Source organism: Shinella sp. (genome assembly GCF_049651085.1).
Classification (GTDB): Bacteria; Pseudomonadota; Alphaproteobacteria; order Rhizobiales; family Rhizobiaceae; genus Shinella.
Genome location: NZ_JBASBL010000023.1, coordinates 1 through 2,183, shown reverse-complemented (window position 1 = coordinate 2,183; position 2,183 = coordinate 1). Strand labels below are relative to the sequence as shown.

Here is a 2,183-nt window from a genome sequence, read left to right as displayed (position 1 = left end):
CGGATTGCGGGAGTGTTGCGGTGAAGGTCGCTCTGGTACATTATTGGCTGGTCGGGATGCGCGGGGGCGAGAAGGTGCTGGAGACCTTCTGCGACATCTTTCCCGACGCCGACATCTTCACCCTCGTCGCCGATCCGGACAAGCTGTCGCCCAAGCTGCGCCGCCACAGGCTGACGACCTCGTTCCTGCAGAAGATCGGCGGGCGCCGGCATTACCAGAAGATGCTGCCGCTCATGCCCTATGCGCTGGAATCGCTGGACCTGACCGCCTACGACCTCGTCATCTCCTCCGAGGCGGGCCCCGCCAAGGGCGTCATCACCCGGCCCGATGCCGTGCATGTCTGCTATTGCCACTCGCCCATGCGCTACATCTGGGACCTCTATCCGCAATATATGGCCGAGGCCGGTTTGCTTGCCCGCACCATCCTGGCCCTCGCCGCGCCGCGATTGCGCCAGTGGGACGTCACCACCTCGCACCGCGTCGATCACTTCATCGCCAATTCCGGCTATGTCGCAAAGCGCATCGAGAAGTTCTACCGGCGCGACGCCAGCGTCATCCATCCGCCCGTCGAGGTCTCGCGCTTCAAGATCTCGGAGGGGCCGAAGGACTATTACCTGTGCGCCGGCCAGATCACGCCCTACAAGAAGATCGAGCTGGCGGTCGCCGCCTGCACGAAGATGAACCTGCCGCTCGTCGTCATCGGCGACGGCGCCTCGGCCAGGCTGAAGCAGTCGGCCGGCCCGACCGTGCGCTTCCTCGGCGCGGTGTCCGATGACGAGATGGAGCGCCATTTCTCCGCCTGCAAGGCACTGCTTTATCCGGGCGTCGAGGACTTCGGCATCGTGCCGCTGGAAGTGATGGCGAGCGGCCGTCCGGTCATCGCCTTCGGGCGCGGCGGCGCGCTGGAGACGGTGGTCGAGGGCCGCACCGGCCTGTTCTTCCACGAGCAGAGCGTCGAGGCGATGATGGCCGCGCTCGCCCGCTTCGAGGAGAGCGCCGCGTCCTTCGCGCCGGCCGATATCCGCGCCCACGCCCTCAAGTTCGAACCGCGCCGCTTCGAGCGCGAACTGCGCCGCTTCCTCGGCAATCTTCCCGGGCTCGCCATGACGGCGGACACGGCCCAGACCATCAGACTGACCGCATGAAAGGCAAACCGGCATGAAGCCGATCGTGTTCAATGGCAAGTTCCTGACGGCGGCCCCGACCGGCGTGCATCGCGTCGCCGAGGAGCTCATCCTGGCGATGGACCGGCTGCTGGCCGCCCGCAAGGGCGAGGCCGGCCTGCCCGAAGCCGTGGTGATCGCGCCGTCGGATGCGGCGCGCACCCCGCCGCTCGCCGTCATACCGGTCGAGCGCCGGCGCTTTCTGGCCGGCATCGCGCGCGGCATCGTCTGGGAACAGCTGAGCCTGCCCTGGCTCGCCCGCAAGGGCGTGCTGGTCAGCCTGTGCAATCTCGGCCCCGTGCTGCATCCGAACGCCATCACCATGATCCACGATGCCCAGGTGCATCTGACGCCGCAATCCTATTCGCGCGGCTTTCGCCTGTGGTACCGCTTCCTGCAGCCCCTGATCGGGCGCACCAACCGGCAGATCCTGGCGGTGTCGCACTATTCCAAGCAGCAGCTGGTGCGCCACGGCATTGCGCCGGCGCACAAGATCACCGTCATCCACAATGGCTGCGACCATATTCTCGCCTGCCGGCCGGACCACGGCGCGCCCGCCGCGCACGGCCTTCAGGAAGGCCGCTACGTGCTGGCGCTCGCCAACACCCAGGCGCACAAGAACATCCCGATCCTGCTGGAAGCCTTCGCCGACCCGCGCCTGGCCGACCTGACACTGGTGCTGTTCGGCGCGGCGGGCCGCCAGGACTTCGAGCGCCTCGGCGCGGCGGTACCCGGCAATGTGCACTTCACCGGCCGCATCGACGACGACGCGCTGGCCGGGCTGATGAGCCATGCCGCCGCCTTCGCCTGTCCGTCCACCACCGAGGGCTTCGGCCTGCCGCCGCTCGAGGCGATGATGCTCGACTGCCCGGCGATCGTGGCGCCCTGCGGCGCGCTGCCGGAAGTGTGCGGCGATGCCGCCCTGACCGCCGACCCGCACAATGCCGAGCGCTGGATCGAACAGATCCGCGCCCTCACCGACGATCCGGCGCTCGCCGCCCGCATGCGCCTGGCCGGCCG

At 68.3% G+C, this 2,183-nt stretch carries 2 protein-coding genes; both read left to right on the top strand.

The window, feature by feature from the left end; genetic code table 11:
- On the top strand, positions 1 to 1,145 hold a 1,145-nt coding region (locus WA950_RS15905; RefSeq protein ID WP_424552696.1), incomplete at its 5' end, for a glycosyltransferase.
- 13 nt (positions 1,146 to 1,158) lie between these two features.
- The coding region (locus WA950_RS15900; protein WP_424552695.1) for a glycosyltransferase family 4 protein at positions 1,159 to 2,183 on the top strand (1,025 nt) is incomplete at its 3' end.